The 15,781-nt window shown below is 56.6% G+C and carries 13 protein-coding genes; 8 read left to right on the forward strand and 5 right to left on the reverse strand.

Going from position 1 to position 15,781, the window contains the following annotated elements:
* Positions 1 to 74 precede the first annotated feature (74 nt).
* The 3 genes from ABD720_RS02975 to ABD720_RS02985 all read left to right on the forward strand — a co-directional run bounded on the left by ABD720_RS02975 (position 75) and on the right by ABD720_RS02985 (position 4,042).
* Entirely contained in the window at positions 75 to 1,754 is a 1,680-nt protein-coding gene (locus tag ABD720_RS02975) for a peptide chain release factor 3 (protein ID WP_344761734.1), read from the forward strand.
* A 246-nt stretch (positions 1,755 to 2,000) separates the two neighbouring features.
* Positions 2,001 to 2,558, forward strand: a complete 558-nt coding sequence (locus ABD720_RS02980) for a hypothetical protein (protein ID WP_344761735.1) — start codon at positions 2,001 to 2,003, stop codon at positions 2,556 to 2,558.
* Positions 2,559 to 2,683: 125 nt separating this feature from the next.
* Complete coding sequence (locus ABD720_RS02985) at positions 2,684 to 4,042, forward strand: TAXI family TRAP transporter solute-binding subunit (protein ID WP_344761736.1); 1,359 nt, start codon at positions 2,684 to 2,686, stop codon at positions 4,040 to 4,042.
* On the opposite strand, the gene ABD720_RS02990 is transcribed toward ABD720_RS02985, so the two are convergent.
* Positions 4,043 to 4,507, reverse strand: a complete 465-nt coding sequence (locus tag ABD720_RS02990; protein WP_344761737.1) for a rhodanese-like domain-containing protein — start codon at positions 4,505 to 4,507, stop codon at positions 4,043 to 4,045. It abuts the gene before it with no gap.
* A gap of 366 nt (positions 4,508 to 4,873) precedes the next feature.
* Here ABD720_RS02990 and glnA point away from each other — a divergent pair, with 366 nt between their 5' ends.
* The 4 genes from glnA to ntrC all read left to right on the forward strand — a co-directional run bounded on the left by glnA (position 4,874) and on the right by ntrC (position 9,667).
* A complete protein-coding gene (gene glnA / locus ABD720_RS02995; protein WP_344761738.1) occupies positions 4,874 to 6,289 on the forward strand; it encodes a type I glutamate--ammonia ligase in 1,416 nt (471 codons plus the stop codon).
* Positions 6,290 to 6,452: 163 nt separating this feature from the next.
* Positions 6,453 to 6,941: a DUF4124 domain-containing protein gene (locus ABD720_RS03000; RefSeq protein ID WP_344761739.1), complete on the forward strand. Its 489-nt coding sequence runs from the start codon at positions 6,453 to 6,455 to the stop codon at positions 6,939 to 6,941.
* 52 nt (positions 6,942 to 6,993) lie between these two features.
* Positions 6,994 to 8,073, forward strand: a complete 1,080-nt coding sequence (glnL, locus tag ABD720_RS03005) for a nitrogen regulation protein NR(II) (protein WP_425547917.1) — start codon at positions 6,994 to 6,996, stop codon at positions 8,071 to 8,073.
* Between the two features lie 67 nt (positions 8,074 to 8,140).
* Positions 8,141 to 9,667, forward strand: coding sequence for a nitrogen regulation protein NR(I) (ntrC, locus tag ABD720_RS03010; RefSeq protein WP_344761741.1), 1,527 nt, complete (start codon positions 8,141 to 8,143; stop codon positions 9,665 to 9,667).
* Positions 9,668 to 9,766: 99 nt separating this feature from the next.
* Here the strand turns inward: ntrC and selD are convergent, their stop codons facing one another.
* Together selD and senB are read right to left on the reverse strand one after the other, a co-directional pair.
* Positions 9,767 to 10,849, reverse strand: a complete 1,083-nt coding sequence (gene selD / locus ABD720_RS03015; RefSeq protein ID WP_344761742.1) for a selenide, water dikinase SelD — start codon at positions 10,847 to 10,849, stop codon at positions 9,767 to 9,769.
* On the reverse strand, positions 10,846 to 11,868 hold the full coding sequence (senB, locus tag ABD720_RS03020) for a selenoneine biosynthesis selenosugar synthase SenB (RefSeq protein ID WP_344761743.1): 1,023 nt from the start codon (positions 11,866 to 11,868) through the stop codon (positions 10,846 to 10,848). Before senB ends, selD begins: the two co-directional genes overlap by 4 nt.
* Positions 11,869 to 11,908: 40 nt before the next feature.
* Here senB and senA point away from each other — a divergent pair, with 40 nt between their 5' ends.
* Positions 11,909 to 13,105 (forward strand): selenoneine synthase SenA, encoded by a 1,197-nt coding sequence (senA, locus tag ABD720_RS03025; protein ID WP_344761744.1) that lies wholly within the window; start codon positions 11,909 to 11,911, stop codon positions 13,103 to 13,105.
* Positions 13,106 to 13,213: 108 nt separating this feature from the next.
* On the opposite strand, the gene ABD720_RS03030 is transcribed toward senA, so the two are convergent.
* Complete coding sequence (locus ABD720_RS03030; RefSeq protein WP_344761745.1) at positions 13,214 to 14,620, reverse strand: DEAD/DEAH box helicase; 1,407 nt, start codon at positions 14,618 to 14,620, stop codon at positions 13,214 to 13,216.
* 371 nt (positions 14,621 to 14,991) lie between these two features.
* A complete protein-coding gene (fabI, locus tag ABD720_RS03035; RefSeq protein ID WP_344761746.1) occupies positions 14,992 to 15,774 on the reverse strand; it encodes an enoyl-ACP reductase FabI in 783 nt (260 codons plus the stop codon).
* Between the last annotated feature and the right edge of the window lie 7 nt (positions 15,775 to 15,781).

Here is a 15,781-nt window from a genome sequence, read left to right on the forward strand (position 1 = left end):
TCAAATTTGGTTAACGTATTCGACTTCGCTCGCCAGAGCCGGTAGACTTTGGCCCTTTTCCGCAGGAACGATCCATGGCCAGCATTCCCGACGTACCCGAGCTCGACACAGATGCCACGCTCGATCAGCCTCTTGCCGTGCCACGGAATGTGCCCGCAGAACTGATCGGCCGCGAAGTGCACCGCCGTCGCACTTTCGGCATCATTTCCCACCCCGATGCCGGTAAAACCACGCTCACCGAGAAGCTGCTGTTATTTTCGGGCGCCATTCAACTTGCGGGTACAGTGAAGGCGCGCAAGAGCGGACGCCACGCGACCTCCGACTGGATGGAAATTGAAAAGCAGCGCGGCATTTCCGTCGCCAGTTCGGTCATGCAGTTCGAATATCGCGATCACGTGGTGAATCTGCTCGACACGCCAGGCCATCAGGATTTTTCGGAAGATACCTATCGGGTGCTGACCGCAGTGGACTCCGCGCTGATGGTGATCGACGCCGCAAAAGGTGTCGAGACACAGACCATCAAGCTGCTCAATGTCTGTCGTATGCGTAGCACCCCGATCATTACCTTCATGAACAAGATGGACCGCGAGACACGCGACCCGCTTGAACTGCTCGACGAACTGGAGTCGGTGCTGGACATCCAGTGCGCGCCAGTGACGTGGCCGATCGGCATGGGGAAGTCCTTTCGCGGCGTCTACCATTTGCTGCGCGACGAAATCCTGCTGTTCGCGCCCGGTGATGCACGTGCCGATCAGGAATTCGAAGTCATCAAGGGTATCAATAACCCGCGCCTCGAAGCGATGTTCCCGCGTGAAATAGAACAACTCAAGATGGAAGTCGAGCTGGTGCACGGCGCCTCGCACCCGTTTGACCTGCAGGCCTTCCTGGCGGGCACCCAGACGCCGGTGTTTTTCGGTTCGGCGATTAATAATTTTGGTGTTCGGGAAATTTTGAATGCGCTGCTTGACTGGGCTCCCTCGCCGCGACCGAGAGATGCGAGCGTGCGTTCGGTGGAGCCCAGCGAAGCACCGTTTTCCGGCTTTGTGTTCAAGATTCAGGCCAACATGGACCCTGCCCACCGGGACCGGATCGCGTTCTTGCGGGTCTGTTCCGGACGCTTTGAACGTGGCATGAAAATCAAGCACCTGCGCCTGAACCGCGAAATCAAGGTGTCGAACGTGGTGACTTTCATGGCCGCCAGTCGGGAGCAAGTCGAAGAAGCCTATGCCGGCGACATCATCGGTTTGCCGAACCACGGGAACATGCAAATTGGCGATAGTTTTTCGGAAGGCGAATTGCTGCAATTCACCGGGATCCCGTATTTCGCACCAGACTTTTTCAGATCGGTGCGTATCCGCAATCCGCTGAAGATCAAGCAATTGCACAAAGGCCTGCAGCAATTAGGGGAAGAGGGCGCTGTCCAGGTTTTTAAGCCGGTCCACAGCGGCGACCTGATCCTTGGCGCGGTTGGTGTCCTGCAGTTCGAGGTAGTGGCAAGCCGTTTGTTGAACGAATACGGCGTCGATGCAGTCTTTGAAGGTACCAGCATCAGCAGTGCACGCTGGGTCACCAGTGAAGACAAGCGCGCCATCGCCGATTTCGAGAAATCAGCCGCTGGTCATAATGTGGCCTACGATGCCGCCGGAAACATGGCCTATCTGGCGTCATCGAGCGTCAACCTTCGCCATACCCAGGAGCGCTGGCCCTTGCTGACGTTCCATGCCACGCGTGAACACGCCGTGAAACTGGAGTGACGTGACGTATTACCGCCTGCTCCAACCTGCGAGGGCAGGCTCGTATTGCTACACCAAAAACGTCGAACGCTTTTATAGATCGATCAATCGTTTGAGGAAAATCAATTGATTTGTCGCGGATTTTTCATATACTAAACGTCATCTTTCGGTGGCGCATGCTTGCATGCGTATTGCCGGTCCCCTCCAAAGTCGCTTTTTTTGTTCCGCCACTTCCCGCCAGTCGCGATAACGTGGCAAGGAGTTGTTATGCTGACTGCCATGTACTCCTTGGTCGCTATCCGGGCCGAGCAAAAAAACGTGCGCAGCATACTCGGCAGGCTCCGGTATCACATTGACTCCAGTCGACGAGAACTCCAGGCGACTGATTTGTCGTTGCTTGAACTGGTCATGCGTCGCTTTTTTCAGTTCGACGCCTACTGCCATGCCCGCAAAGTCGAGGTGTACGTGATCCCGGCGATTCACTGCGACGATACTGCGATCAATAACCTGCTGGCCGAGCTGGATGCATTCAGCGCTGCCGCAATGGGAATTTTAGCCTCGCTGCAGGAACATCATGCCGAAGCACGTGAACAGGGTCATGTCGATCATCATCAGTTCTTCGCGGAGGCCGAAAAATATTGCGAGACGATCTCCTGTCGTCTGACGAAAGAAGACGAGCATTTGTTTCCCGAAATTGGCAGACTGTTGACCAGGGAGGACTGGTTCGCCCTCGGCACCCAGTTTTTATCCGACGACGGCGATAAATATGCGCACAGGCGCATTCAACCGCCTTCCATGCCAGCAGCCCTGGATGTGCTCAGCTAGCACAATCAGCGGCCTATCCCCGCGCAGCGGATGACGCCATTCGATGCATTTCCGACCATGTTTGTTCTTGCGTACCAGTTCGAATGTTGGCATGGTGTTGCCACCTGCAATCCCTGCGCTTCGACATGCCCAAAATTTTCGATTTCACCCGCTTTTCATTGCGCGACCTGATTGCCACAGCAGGACCGACGGTGCTGGTCATCGCTGTGTTGTGCGCGCTGGCCTATGTGCTGGCAGACCCACAGCCTCCCGCTGTCGTCAGGATTTCGACCGGCCAGGAAAATGGCGCTTATGAGGGCTTCGCGAAAAAATACGCAGCGGAGCTGGCCCGCTATCACATCAAGGTTGAGATGACGCCCTCGCTGGGATCATTGCAAAACTTGCAGCGACTGATGGATCCGGTATCGCAGATCGATATTGGTTTTGTACAGAGTGGCTCGACCGAGCAGGAGGACGCCGAACGGAACGGTTTGATTTCGCTTGGCAGTTTGTTTACCGAGCCGGTATGGCTGTTTTATCGGGATACCCATGACATTAGCGAGCTCAATCAACTGAAGGGATTGCACATCAATGTCGGGCCTGCGGGTACCGGGGTGCCGCAACTGTTCAAGAAGTTGTTGTCGGTCAACGGCGTTGCACCGGACGAACTGCAACTGGGTGCGCTGGAAAATACGCCAGCGACGGTCGCGTTACTGGCAGGGACGATCGACGGTATGGTGTTCAGTTCCGCACCGGATGAACTGCTGATCCAAATGCTGTTGCAGACACCGGGCATCAAACTATTTGATTTCACGCAAGCGGAGGCTTATACCCGACGATTTCCGTTCCTGTCGCACGTGGTGCTTCCGCGTGGCATTGTCGATCTGGGACGTGACTTGCCTGCACGTGACTACCAGTTGATTGCGCCAACGGCAACGTTGGTGGCGCGCGAAGGCATTCATCCTGCGCTGGTGGATTTGTTCGTCCAGTCAGCGACACGGATCCACGGCCGCGCCGGATGGTTTCAACGACAGGGCGAATTCCCGACCGCGAGCTATACCGAAGTGCCGGTAGCGCCGGCCGCCGCAAAGTATTACAAGACCGGCCCGTCATTTTTGCAGCATTATTTTCCGTTCTGGCTGTCCAATTTCATGGAGCGCATGTGGGTCGTGGTGGTGGCTGTGGGCGCCTTGTTTATTCCCTTGTCACGCATCGTTCCTCCGCTGTATGTCTGGAAAGTCCGGTCACGTGTCTATCGCTGGTATGGGCAATTGCGTTCGGTCGAGCAGGCAATCGAAGACGTGCCCAACAACAAGCGCAAGGAAGTCTACGCCCTCCAGCTTGGCCATCTCAATGGGATCGAAGAAAAAGTGAACCAGATTTCCATTCCGCTTTCGTTTGCAGAAGAGCTGTATGGATTGCGCAGTCACATCAATTTCGTGCGCAATCGCATTATCGGATTGCAGGGCGTGATTGACATTGAAAATGGTCCGGCGACGGATTGACTATGCTCCGATCCAAGGAAGGCCGGCTTTGCACCAGCCATTTACGGTCTTGCGGTGTCCATCCGTATCGCGGTCGCCTTCAAAGCCTTCGAGGATATCGAAGCAGTGAGCATAGCCGGCCTCTGTTGCCAACTTGGCAGCATGTCGTGACCGAACGCCGGATCTGCACAGGAACAGGATCGGCGTGTTTTTGTCCGCGTTCGTACCGAGCTGTTCCAGAAAATCGGGATTCGGGCTTGCTCCCGGATACAAACTCCATTGGACGGATAAATGCTGTTGCTCGGGAATAATGACTTTGCCGACCCAGTCTCGCTCCGCATTGGTTCTGACATCGACCAGGCGGGCATCCGGATTCAGGCGCAAGACGCTATTGGCTTCTTCAGGTGTCAGCGCGCCCGCATAGGGCAATTGTCCGGCCGCCGCGCGGTCCCGGCCCAGGCTGAGAAGTTCTTGGTAGGTGCTCATGCGGTTTCCCCTTCAAACAAAGTGATCGATCTGGATTGAAAATGATTCATCGTGGTGCAAAAAAGATGGTGGATAAAAAATCGCACCAAAATAAGGAGTTAGGCTGAAATTGGCACCATAACGGCATCTTGAATTTTTCATGAAATGTTTCAAAAATCCGGTTTTTGCCCCTCGTTCCCGGTAATCGAGGAGGTTTGAACGGCATTCATTCGCTGGAATTCCCGCAGTTCATGGCATGGAATCTGCTATGCTTTCACGCTGAGCTTTGGACGTCCTCTTTTTGCCGTGAATTACTTTTGTATGCATCATTCGGCGCACGACCATTTCGCAAATTCGTAGTATCCCAATTAATCACAGGAGATTCTCATGGCAATGACGGCCGCAGAAGTATTGAAAATGGCGAAAGATAACGAAGTCAAATTCGTTGATTTCCGTTTTGCCGACACCCGTGGCAAGGAACAGCATGTCACAGTGCCCGTTTCACATTTTGACATGGATAAATTCGAATCCGGTCACGCATTCGACGGTTCTTCCATCGCTGGGTGGAAAGGTATTGAATCGTCCGACATGATTCTGATGCCGGATCCAAACACCGCAAACATCGATCCTTTCATGGAAGAAACGACGATGTTCATGCAGTGCGACGTCATCGAGCCATCCGATGGAAAAGGTTACGACCGTGATCCACGCTCGATCGCCAAGCGCGCCGAAGCGTATCTGAAATCATCCGGCCTGGGCGATACCGCCTACTTTGGCCCGGAACCAGAATTTTTCATTTTTGACAGCGTCCGCTGGAAAGTCGGCATGGATGGCTGCTTCGTCAAGATCGAGTCCGAAGAAGCGTCATGGTCAACCGGCGACAAGATCGAAGGCGGCAACACCGGTCATCGTCCAGCGGTCAAGGGCGGTTACTTCCCGGTTCCTCCTGTCGACAGCATGCAGGACATGCGTTCGGAAATGTCCCTGATCCTCGAAGGCATGGGCATTCCTGTTGAAGTGCATCACCACGAAGTGGCTGGTGCTGGACAAAACGAACTCGGTACCCGTTTCTCGACACTGGTCGAGCGCGCAGACTGGACCCAGAATTTGAAGTATGTGGTCTGGAACGTCGCACATACCTACGGCAAAACGGCAACCTTCATGCCGAAGCCTATCGTTGGCGACAACGGTTCCGGCATGCACGTACATCAATCGATCTGGAAAGATGGCAAGAACCTGTTCGCTGGCGACGGTTATGCCGGTCTGTCCGAATTCGCGCTGTACTACATCGGCGGCATCATCAAGCACGCGCGCGCGCTCAACGCCATCACCAATCCGGGTACCAACTCGTACAAGCGTCTGGTCCCTGGCTACGAAGCACCGGTCAAGCTGGCATATTCAGCGCGTAACCGTTCTGCCTCGATCCGTATTCCGCACGTACCGAATCCAAAAGGGCGTCGCATCGAGACACGTTTTCCGGATCCTCTGGCCAATCCGTACCTGTGCTTTTCTGCACTGATGATGGCTGGCCTCGATGGCGTGCAAAACAAGATCCATCCAGGCGAAGCTGCTTCCAAAGACTTGTACCATTTGCCGCCAGAAGAAGACGCACTGATTCCAACCGTCTGTTCGTCACTCGAGCAAGCACTGGAATACCTCGACAAGGATCGCGAGTTCCTGACCCGTGGTGGTGTGTTCAGCGACAGCATGATCGATGCGTACATTGAACTCAAAATGCAGGAAGTCACACGCTTCCGCATGACCACGCATCCGGTTGAGTTCGATATGTACTACTCCCTGTAATCTCTTTTCATCGAGATTGGGCAGTAACGAGAAGGCGGGATTTCCCGCCTTTTTTTACGCCTGTGTGTTGTTCGAGGACAAGTGCGCCGGATCATCGTTTGTAATGGTTCCCGACTTATCCTAAACTGATGGCTCGATTCAATCGCTCCCCCAAAAGAAATTTATGAAACTCCGTTTGTTTGGTGTTGTTTTCTGTTTGTTGTTCTTGCAGCGTGCCCACGCACAATCCGAGGTATTCCTGTGTGTCGACGAACGCGGCAACAAGGAATACAAAAATACCGGAGCGACCAAAGGTTGCAAAAAAATTGACCTGCCTGGCATGACCATCATTGCCACTCCCAAGCGGTCGCCAGGTGCGCAGACAGCCTCTGCCAAGCCGACAAATTCTCCAGGTGACTTCCCGAAGATCGAGAGTAGCGCCCAAAAAGCCCGGGACAATGATCGTCGCCAGATTCTGCTGGATGAAACGAAAGCCGAAGAGACCAAACTGGCCAATCTGAAGCGTGACTACAATGGTGGCGAGCCGGAACGGCAGGGCGACGAGCGCAATTACGCCAAATACCAGGAGCGCGTCGCCACCATGAAAGAAGAAATTGGCCGCACCGAAAAGAATGTCGATGCACTCAAGCGCGAGCTCGGCAACCTGAAGTGACCCTGCTGGAAAGCCCTGCCCATGGCCGCATCACGCGGCCTTTTTATTTTGGATCACCGTGAAACTACCTGTCAATTCACTCGCGGGTCTCGACCTGCTGGCGTCCGCTGTGGTCATCCTCGATGCGCAAGGCCGCATCAGCTACGCCAACGCGGCAGCCGAGAACATGCTGAAGAGTTCATTCCGATTGCTCGATCAGCAGCGACTGGTCGATATGTTCGCTAACGGCGACAAGCTCGACACCGTATTCCGGCAAGCGCTCTCGCATCAATTCGCCGAGAAGAGCCAGGACCTGACGCTACAGCGCACCGGAGGTGACTCGCTTCAGGTTCACGTCGTGGTGACTGCACTTCACAATCCCGATACGCCCGTTCTGATCGAAATGCGCGAGAACGTCCAGCAACTCAAGCTCGATCGCGAAGAGCGCCTGCTCGACCAGAGTCTGGCGAACAAAGAGCTCATCCGCAACCTTGCCCATGAAATCAAAAATCCGCTGGGCGGTATTCGTGGTGCGGCACAGCTGCTCGAACTGGAGTTGCCGGAACGGCATCTGAAAGAGCTGCGGGAATACACCCAGGTCATCATCAAGGAGGCGGACCGGCTACAGACGCTGGTAGACCGTTTGCTGGCACCACATCGTCGTCCGCACATCGTTGGCGACGTCAACATTCATGAAGTCTGCGAACGCGTACGCAGCCTGATGCTGGCCGAATTCCCGAGTGGACTCACGATTAACCGCGACTACGATTTGTCGCTGCCCGATTTTCGCGGCGACAAGGCGCAGCTGATCCAGGTGGTCCTGAATATCGCGCATAACGCCGCGCAAGCCCTCTCGGAGCGGATCGCGAGCGGCGATGCAGTCCTTACCTTGCAGACCCGAGTTGCCCGTCAGGTAACACTCGCCAAGATCCGTTATCGGCTGGCACTAGACTTGCATATCATCGACAACGGCCCGGGCATTCCGACTGAAATCCAGGACCGCATTTTCTTCCCGCTCGTGTCGGGACGGGACGGTGGAAGCGGATTGGGTTTGACGCTGGCGCAGACTTTTATTCAACAGCATTCCGGCGTGATCGAATGCGAAAGTCGGCCGGGATGCACGGATTTCAGGATTTTGATACCGCTGCCCTGACAAACGGGGAAGCGGAGCATAGCAGGCACACCACGTGCTGCTACATGACGCGGACATTGAAACGACTATGAAACCAATCTGGATTGTTGACGACGATGAGTCGATACGCTGGGTACTCGAAAAAGCACTCGCACGAGAGAACCTCGCTACCCGGAGTTTTTCCAATGCGCGTGACGCAAGCGAGGCGCTGCAACACGAAACACCGCAGGTACTGGTCTCGGACATTCGCATGCCTGGCGGCTCGGGTCTTGAATTGCTGCAGACCGTCAAGACCAAGCATCCGGGTTTGCCGGTCATCATCATCACCGCATTTTCGGATCTTGATTCTGCGGTAGCGGCCTTTCAGGGTGGCGCTTTCGAATATCTGGCCAAGCCGTTTGATCTGGAGAAGGCCGTTGAACTGATCCGGCGCGCTCTGGAAGAGAGCTTGCGCGAAGCAAATGTCGAGCAAGTGTCAGGTGAAACACCGGAAATTCTGGGGCAGGCACCGGCGATGCAGGATGTCTTCCGCGCCATTGGTCGCTTGTCGCAGTCCAACGTCACGGTGCTCATCACTGGTGAATCCGGCACCGGCAAAGAGCTCGTGGCCCGTGCCTTGCACAAGCACAGCCCACGCGCATCGCAACCCTTCATCGCGCTGAACACGGCGGCGATTCCCAAGGATTTGCTGGAGTCCGAACTGTTCGGGCACGAGCGTGGCGCATTCACCGGTGCCCAGGCGAGCCGGCGCGGTCGCTTCGAGCAGGCCGAGAACGGCACGCTGTTTCTGGATGAAATCGGTGACATGCCATTTGATCTGCAAACGCGCCTGTTGCGGGTGCTGTCAGACGGTCATTTTTACCGGGTCGGCGGGCATCAGCCGATGAAGGCCAACGTGCGCGTGATCGCCGCGACGCATCAGAATCTGGAGCAACGGGTACGCGAAGGCTTGTTCCGCGAAGATCTTTATCACCGTCTCAACGTGATCCGCTTGCGCCTGCCGAGCCTGCGTGAGCGGCGCGAAGATATCCCGATCCTGACGCGGTATTTCCTGACCCAAAGTGCCAAGCAACTCGGTGGTGATCCAAAACGCATGACTGATAGCGCAATGCAATTCCTGACCGGGCTGGACCTGCCCGGCAATGTGCGTCAACTCGAAAACCTGTGCAACTGGATTACCGTGATGGCGCCGGGCCAAAGTGTCGAGGTCAAGGATTTGCCGCGCGACCTGATCGAAGGCGCCAGCTTTGCCGCTATCGCCTCGCCGCAGGCGGCGTTCGCGCCGGCAATCGCTGCTGCAGCGACTGCCAGCGACATCATGGCGGCAGGCGCAGTGATTCCTGTCAGCCCGTTTGCTGGCGTGCCGATTGCGCCTGCCGCAGAGCGCCAAAGCTGGATCGATTTGCTGGAGACTGAAGCTGCCAGCATGCTTGCAGCGGGGCAGCCGGAAGTGATGGATGCGCTGGGGCGCCTGTTTGAATCAACGCTGATCAGGACAGCACTGCGGCACACGCACGGACGCAAGAACGACGCGGCAATTCGCCTCGGCATTGGACGCAATACCATCACGCGCAAGATTCAGGAATTGGGTATCGACGGCGCGAAGGACGAGTAATCGGATGGGTCTGTAGGGATCCGGGTCGGTGCACGCTGTGCACCAACTTGTCGGGAATGATGCACGAAGGTAGTGCATCATTCTCCAGTACATCGGAGCTTATCCGGCAGTCTGACCCGATACGGAAACACGTCCCGGTCCCTCGACCATCTCACCAATGACCGCTGCCTCGGCAAATCCACCCTGGCGGAAAATTTCCAGTACGGCATCCACGCTGGCGTCATCGCAGGACACCAGCAATCCACCCGAGGTTTGCGGGTCGGTCAACAGCATTTGCTGTGTCATCGTGATTGATGCATCCAGATCCACATCGAAGCCGTAGCCATCCCAGTTGCGTCCCGAAGCACCCGTGATGTAGCCCGCATCGGCGAGCGCCTGCACGTTCGGCAGCAGTGGTACGTCCGCCATCCGGATTTGCGCCGTCAATTTTGCGCCGCGCGCCAGTTCCAGTGTGTGTCCGAGCAGTCCGAAGCCGGTGATATCGGTCAGTGCGTGGACGCCAGCCAGTTCTGACAATGCCTTGCCGGGCTTGTTGAGCTTGGTCGTGTTGTCGATCATGGCAGCGTACCCAGCGGCATCCAGCGCATCTTTTTTCAGTGCCGCCGACAGGATGCCGACACCAATCGGTTTGCCAAGGATGAGCTTGTCGCCAGCGCGAGCGTCCGCATTGCGTTTCACTTTGGACGGATGGATCAGACCCAGCACGACCAGGCCATAGATGGGCTCGACCGAATCGATGGTGTGGCCACCGGCGATCGGGATACCCGCTTCGGCGCAAATCGATTCGCCGCCCTTGATGATCTGGCCGATGACTTCGACCGGCAATTTATTGATCGGCATACCGACCAGTGCCAGCGCCAGGATCGGCGTGCCTCCCATCGCATAGACATCCGAAATCGCGTTGGTCGCAGCGATGCGGCCGAAGTCGAACGGGTCATCCACGATCGGCATGAAAAAATCGGTGGTGGCAATGAGTGCCTGTTCGTCATTGAGCTGGTAGACCGCGGCATCATCGGCGGTTTCGATCCCGACCAGCAGCTCTTTCGGCACCGGAAAGCCGGTGGAGTTTTTCAGGATTTGCGCCAGCACGCCGGGAGCGATTTTGCAGCCGCAACCACCGCCATGCGAAAAAGCGGTCAGTTTGATAGGTGCATCAAGTGGAGCATTCAGCGGAGCATTCATGGAGATCCTTGCGAGAGATGATTCGGTGGCGGTCGACGTGGCGCCGAGCCGGAAATTTGGAGGCAATTATCCACCAACTGTAGCACCGCTGCTCGTTCACGCTCGGGCGTGAACAGCGCGCGACGTGCGTCACATTGTTGCTGCAACCTGGCGAGGAAGGCCGGATCACGGGCTGTGCGCCCGATGAGTGCCGCCAGTGCGGCCGCATCTCCGACCGGGAAATAACCGAGATAGTCGTCACCGAGCATGCCGATATTGCCGGAGATATCACTCGCGATCACTGCCACGCCGCTGGTGATCGCCTCGATGATCACGTTGGCACCGCCTTCCATGATCGAACTGATCACCATCAGATGGCTGCGTTTAAGCCGTTGTCGAGTTGCCGCATGCGGCTGGTTGCCGATCCAGCGGTAATGTCCGGCGGTGCTGCGCGCGGTACGTTCTGCCAGTGCCGCCAGTCCCGGTTCGAGCGCACCGCCGATATGCGTAAAGGTGATCGGTTCCTGCTGCAGCAGGGCACAGGCATGCAGGAACGTGGCAGGGTCTTTTTCTGCCCGCAAGTGGCCGATCATGATGACGTGGAAGCCGCGCCGTGCCGGGTCTGGCGTCAGGCTTCGGGCCGATTGATGAATGACGCAAGTCTTGCTGCGGTAGGCATCCGGCAACTCTGCAATGCCGGCCGCTTGCAACACCACCAGACGTGTGGCGAGTGCCAGCGAGTGCGCGGCATCGTCATCGGTGTTGATATCCCGGTACAGGTCGGTACCTGTCAGAAGCAGGATCGATGGCATCATGGGAAAACGTTGCGACAGTTCCGCCAGCGCGATCGCCGAGCGCCGGGCATGCAGCGCAATAATGGCGTCCGGACGGAACGTGTCTGCGAGACCCGCAACCGGCGCCACACACGTGACCTGATATTTCTCTCGCAAGAAACGGGACCAGCGAGCAGCAGTTTGCCAGTTGCCGTTGTTGGCTTTCGCCAGCCCGGGACTGATAATGAGGATGTGCGATTTTGCCAAAACACCTGTTCCTGACTTTGATGAAGTTGATCGTCCATTGATGACTATTCCTGCTGCTTCTTTTCGCCACCTCGCACCCGGTAATCTGGCAGATGCGCTCTGTCAGGCACGAAATTATACGCTGGCATTATTCGAGCGTTTTCAGGCGATGGGGCTGGATGATCCCGCGCGGGTGCCCAGGCTATCGACGCTGAATCCACCGTTGTGGGAGCTGGGGCACCTGGCCTGGTTCGCCGAATGGTACTTGCTGCGCGATGCCAAAACCAGCGCGCCGGACTCGGCATTGCGCCACTCGTTGCTGACCAAGGGAGATGACTGGTTCGATTCGAATACCGTGTCGCATCGGACGCGCTGGACGCTGGGTTTGCCCAGTGCCGGGGCGCTAAAAACCTATTGCCATGAAGTGCTGGACCGAAGTCTCGACAAGTTGTCACGCACCGAGTCTACCGACGCCGCCTTGTATCCGTTTCGCTTGGTGCTGGCGCACGAAGACATGCATGGTGAGGCGCTGCTGGCAACCTTGCGTACTCTCGGTGGCGAACTGTCTCCTGCGGTGCCGCTGCAGCCAACGGCGGCCTGGGCGCAGGGTGAAATCCGTTTTCCCGGAGGCAGTTTCCAGCTTGGTAGTGCTGCTGGTTCGGGCTTCATTTTTGATAACGAGAAATGGGCCCATGCCACCCACGTCGCGGCATTCAGTATGGATTCGACGCTGGTATCACATGCCCAGTTCAGTGAGTTCATCGACGATGGCGGTTACCAGAAGCCGCGCTACTGGACAGAGGCTGGTCGCGACTGGCTGATGCAGCAGGAGCGTTCGGCGCCACTGGACTGGGTGCGTGACGGGCGCCAGTGGCGCTGCACGCGCTTTGGCGAAACGCTGATGCTGCCACTGCAGCAACCGGTGCGACATGTCAGTTTGTACGCCGCGCAGGCCTATTGTGAATGGGCGGGTCGTCGTTTGCCCACGGAAGCCGAGTGGGAGCTGGCGGCCTGCTCCGGGCATCCGGCGTTTCGCTGGGGGGATCTGTGGGAATGGACCTGTTCGCCGTTTTTGCCCTATCCGGGCTTTTCGGCAGATGGCTACCGTGAATATTCGGCGCCGTGGTTCGATACCCATCAGGTAGTACGCGGAGCGTCGTTTGCGACACCGGCCCGATTCCGGTCGGTGCGGTTTCGCAATTTTTTCCTGCCACAGCGCGATGATGTCTTTATCGGCTTTCGTACTTGCGCACGATGACCCGCACATGAAAAAACCTCCGTGCCGGCAATGCCGGTACGGAGGTTTTTTATTGACTGCTGACCTTGTTCAGGCCAGGTATCAGGTATCAGTTAGCGATTTCAGGTATTAACGGTCGCCATATGAGCGACGGGCTGCACCACCAGCGTCGCCGGTACGTGGGCCTTTGCTGAAGCTGCTGCCATCTTTGCGTGGTGCCGACGGCTTGCTGAAAGTACGCTGGCCCGGCTTGGCCGCTGTGCGGTTGTCGCCTGGTTTCCAGCCGCCTGGCTTTTGGCCAGCGCGTGGAGCGGATGCTGTCTTCTTCGGCTCAAAGCCTTCGATGACTTCAACCGGGATCAGCTGCTTCGTGAAACGCTCGATGCGTTTGACGTTGATGCCTTCAGCATGGTTCACCAGCGATACAGCGATACCGTTACGACCGGCGCGGCCGGTACGACCGATACGGTGAACGTAGTCTTCAGGGAACTTAGGCAGGTCGTAGTTGAACACGTGAGTGATCGCTGGCACATCGATACCGCGGGCAGCGACGTCGGTGGCTACCAGAACACGGACCTGACCGCGACGCATGCCGTCGAGGGTGCGGTTACGAGCGCCCTGATGCATGTCACCATGCAGTGCGGCAGCAGCGAAACCGGCGATGTTCAGACGATCAGCGATGGTGTCTGCATCACGCTTGGTAGCGGTGAACACAACAGCCTGGTCCATGGTTTCATCACGCAGCAGATGGTCAAGCAGGCGATTCTTGTGCGACAGATCGTCGACAAAGTGAACGCGCTGGCTGATGTTCTCGTGCTTGGTTGCGGAACCGGCGATCTGGATGATCATCGGGTTTTTGGTGATGCGCTTTGCCATGTTGCCGACGACGCCGTCCAGCGTTGCCGAGAACAGCATGGTTTGACGGCTTTCCGGTGTAGCAGCAACGATCTTTTCGATGTCGTCGATGAAACCCATGTCCAGCATGCGGTCGGCTTCGTCGAGCACCAGAATTTCAAGTTGCGAGAAATCGATTTTGCCCGATTCCATGTGGTCGATCAAACGACCAGGAGTGGCAACCAGGATTTCCGGATTCTTGGCCAGCAATTGCATCTGTTTCGGGTAAGGCATGCCACCCAAAATCGACACTGCTTTGATGCGGCGCATTTGTGAACCGTACTTGTCGGTTGCTGTGGTGACTTGCAAAGCCAGTTCGCGGGTTGGGGTCAGTACCAGCATTTTTGGCTGGGCAGCCTTGAAACGCGGACGCTCGCCACGGGCCAGTGCGGATTGTTTTTCCTGATTTGCGGTCTTGCTGGTGTCGGCCAATTGCAGGTCGGCAGCGGTGGCGAATTTGTGCAGTGCTGGCAGCATGAATGCGGCGGTTTTGCCCGAACCGGTCTGCGACGAAACCAGCAGGTCGCGGCCTTCGATGGCGGCTGGGATTGCTTGTTCCTGGACACTGGTAGGCTTGGTATAGCCGGATTCGGTAAGTGCTTTGATGACGGACGTGTGGAGGCCGAGAGCTTCAAAAGTCATTATTTTCTTTCGTAATATCAGCGCTGCGCGGCACCGGATAAAGTGCGTGCGAAAGCGCAAAAAAATGCAACGCCAACCATCGAAACAGCTAAGAGTATTCTAGTATTCTGAGAAATTTCGGCACATAAAGCTTTGCGCCGGAGCGGTGTTCAAAGTTCAACACCTGGAGGCGGGGGGCTTATCGTTAATGCTGAGGGTTTGCGATGCTGCTATGTTCACTGCGTTGCGCGATGAACGAGCCGAAGTGTACAGGGGAAAGGTGCGCTGTGTCCAATTTTTTATTGCGCTGCGGCGAACCGCAGAGCAATTTCCGAAGGCAACTGGTTGGAGCGCCCAGAAAACCGTCGCCCGGTACCATTTTCCGGAGCCGACTATTCGGCGATACCGCCGACCACATGCGAAAACCCACCGTCGACGTAGGTGATCTCGCCAGTAATTCCAGCTGCCAGATCCGACAGCAAGAACGCCGCCGCATTGCCAACATCTTCTTGCGTTACGTTGCGGCGCAGCGGCGAATGTGTCTTCACGAAGTTCAGAATTTTGCCGAAGTCCTTGATGCCACTGGCGGCCAGCGTCTTGATCGGTCCCGCGGAAATACCGTTGACGCGCACACCCTTCGGGCCCAGCGATTCCGCCATGTAGCGCACGCTGGCTTCCAGAGACGCCTTGGCAAGTCCCATCGTGTTGTAGTTAGGTAGCGAGCGGATCGCGCCGAGATAGGTCAGGGTCAGCAATGCGGCATTTGGTTTGAGCATCGGCAATGCGGCTTTTGCCATCGCCGGGAAGCTGTAGGCCGAGATGTCATGGGCAATCTTGAAGCCCTCGCGCGACAAGCCGTCCAGGAAATCACCGGCAATTGCTTCGCGTGGCGCAAAACCGATCGCATGCACCAAGCCGTCGAGCTGGTCCCAGGATTTTGCCAGGTCAGTGAATAAGGCGGTAATTTGCTCATCGCTACCGACGTCACAATCAAAAATCAGTTCGCTGTCGAACTCGCGCGCGAAATCGATGGTGCGCTCTTTGAAGCGCTCGCCAACATACGTGAACGCCAGTTCGGCACCTTCACGTTTGCAGGCGGCAGCGATACCGTAAGCGATCGAACGATTCGATAGCAAGCCGGTAATGAGAATTTTCTTGCCTTGCAAAAACGCCATGCAGAAC

Source organism: Actimicrobium antarcticum, assembly GCF_039536745.1.
Classification (GTDB): Bacteria; Pseudomonadota; Gammaproteobacteria; order Burkholderiales; family Burkholderiaceae_D; genus Actimicrobium; species Actimicrobium antarcticum.

Excerpts from the sequence above, each read along its gene's own strand:
- ABD720_RS02975 (WP_344761734.1), top strand. The coding sequence starts at position 75 with ATGGCCAGCATTCCCGACGTACCCGAGCTCGACACAGATGCCACGCTC.
- ABD720_RS02980 (WP_344761735.1), top strand. The coding sequence starts at position 2,001 with ATGCTGACTGCCATGTACTCCTTGGTCGCTATCCGGGCCGAGCAAAAA.
- ABD720_RS02985 (WP_344761736.1), top strand. The coding sequence starts at position 2,684 with ATGCCCAAAATTTTCGATTTCACCCGCTTTTCATTGCGCGACCTGATT.
- ABD720_RS02990 (WP_344761737.1), bottom strand. The coding sequence starts at position 4,507 with ATGAGCACCTACCAAGAACTTCTCAGCCTGGGCCGGGACCGCGCGGCG.
- glnA (WP_344761738.1), top strand. The coding sequence starts at position 4,874 with ATGGCAATGACGGCCGCAGAAGTATTGAAAATGGCGAAAGATAACGAA.
- ABD720_RS03000 (WP_344761739.1), top strand. The coding sequence starts at position 6,453 with ATGAAACTCCGTTTGTTTGGTGTTGTTTTCTGTTTGTTGTTCTTGCAG.
- ntrC (WP_344761741.1), top strand. The coding sequence starts at position 8,141 with ATGAAACCAATCTGGATTGTTGACGACGATGAGTCGATACGCTGGGTA.
- selD (WP_344761742.1), bottom strand. The coding sequence starts at position 10,849 with ATGAATGCTCCGCTGAATGCTCCACTTGATGCACCTATCAAACTGACC.
- senA (WP_344761744.1), top strand. The coding sequence starts at position 11,909 with ATGACTATTCCTGCTGCTTCTTTTCGCCACCTCGCACCCGGTAATCTG.
- ABD720_RS03030 (WP_344761745.1), bottom strand. The coding sequence starts at position 14,620 with ATGACTTTTGAAGCTCTCGGCCTCCACACGTCCGTCATCAAAGCACTT.
- fabI (WP_344761746.1), bottom strand. The coding sequence starts at position 15,774 with ATGGCGTTTTTGCAAGGCAAGAAAATTCTCATTACCGGCTTGCTATCG.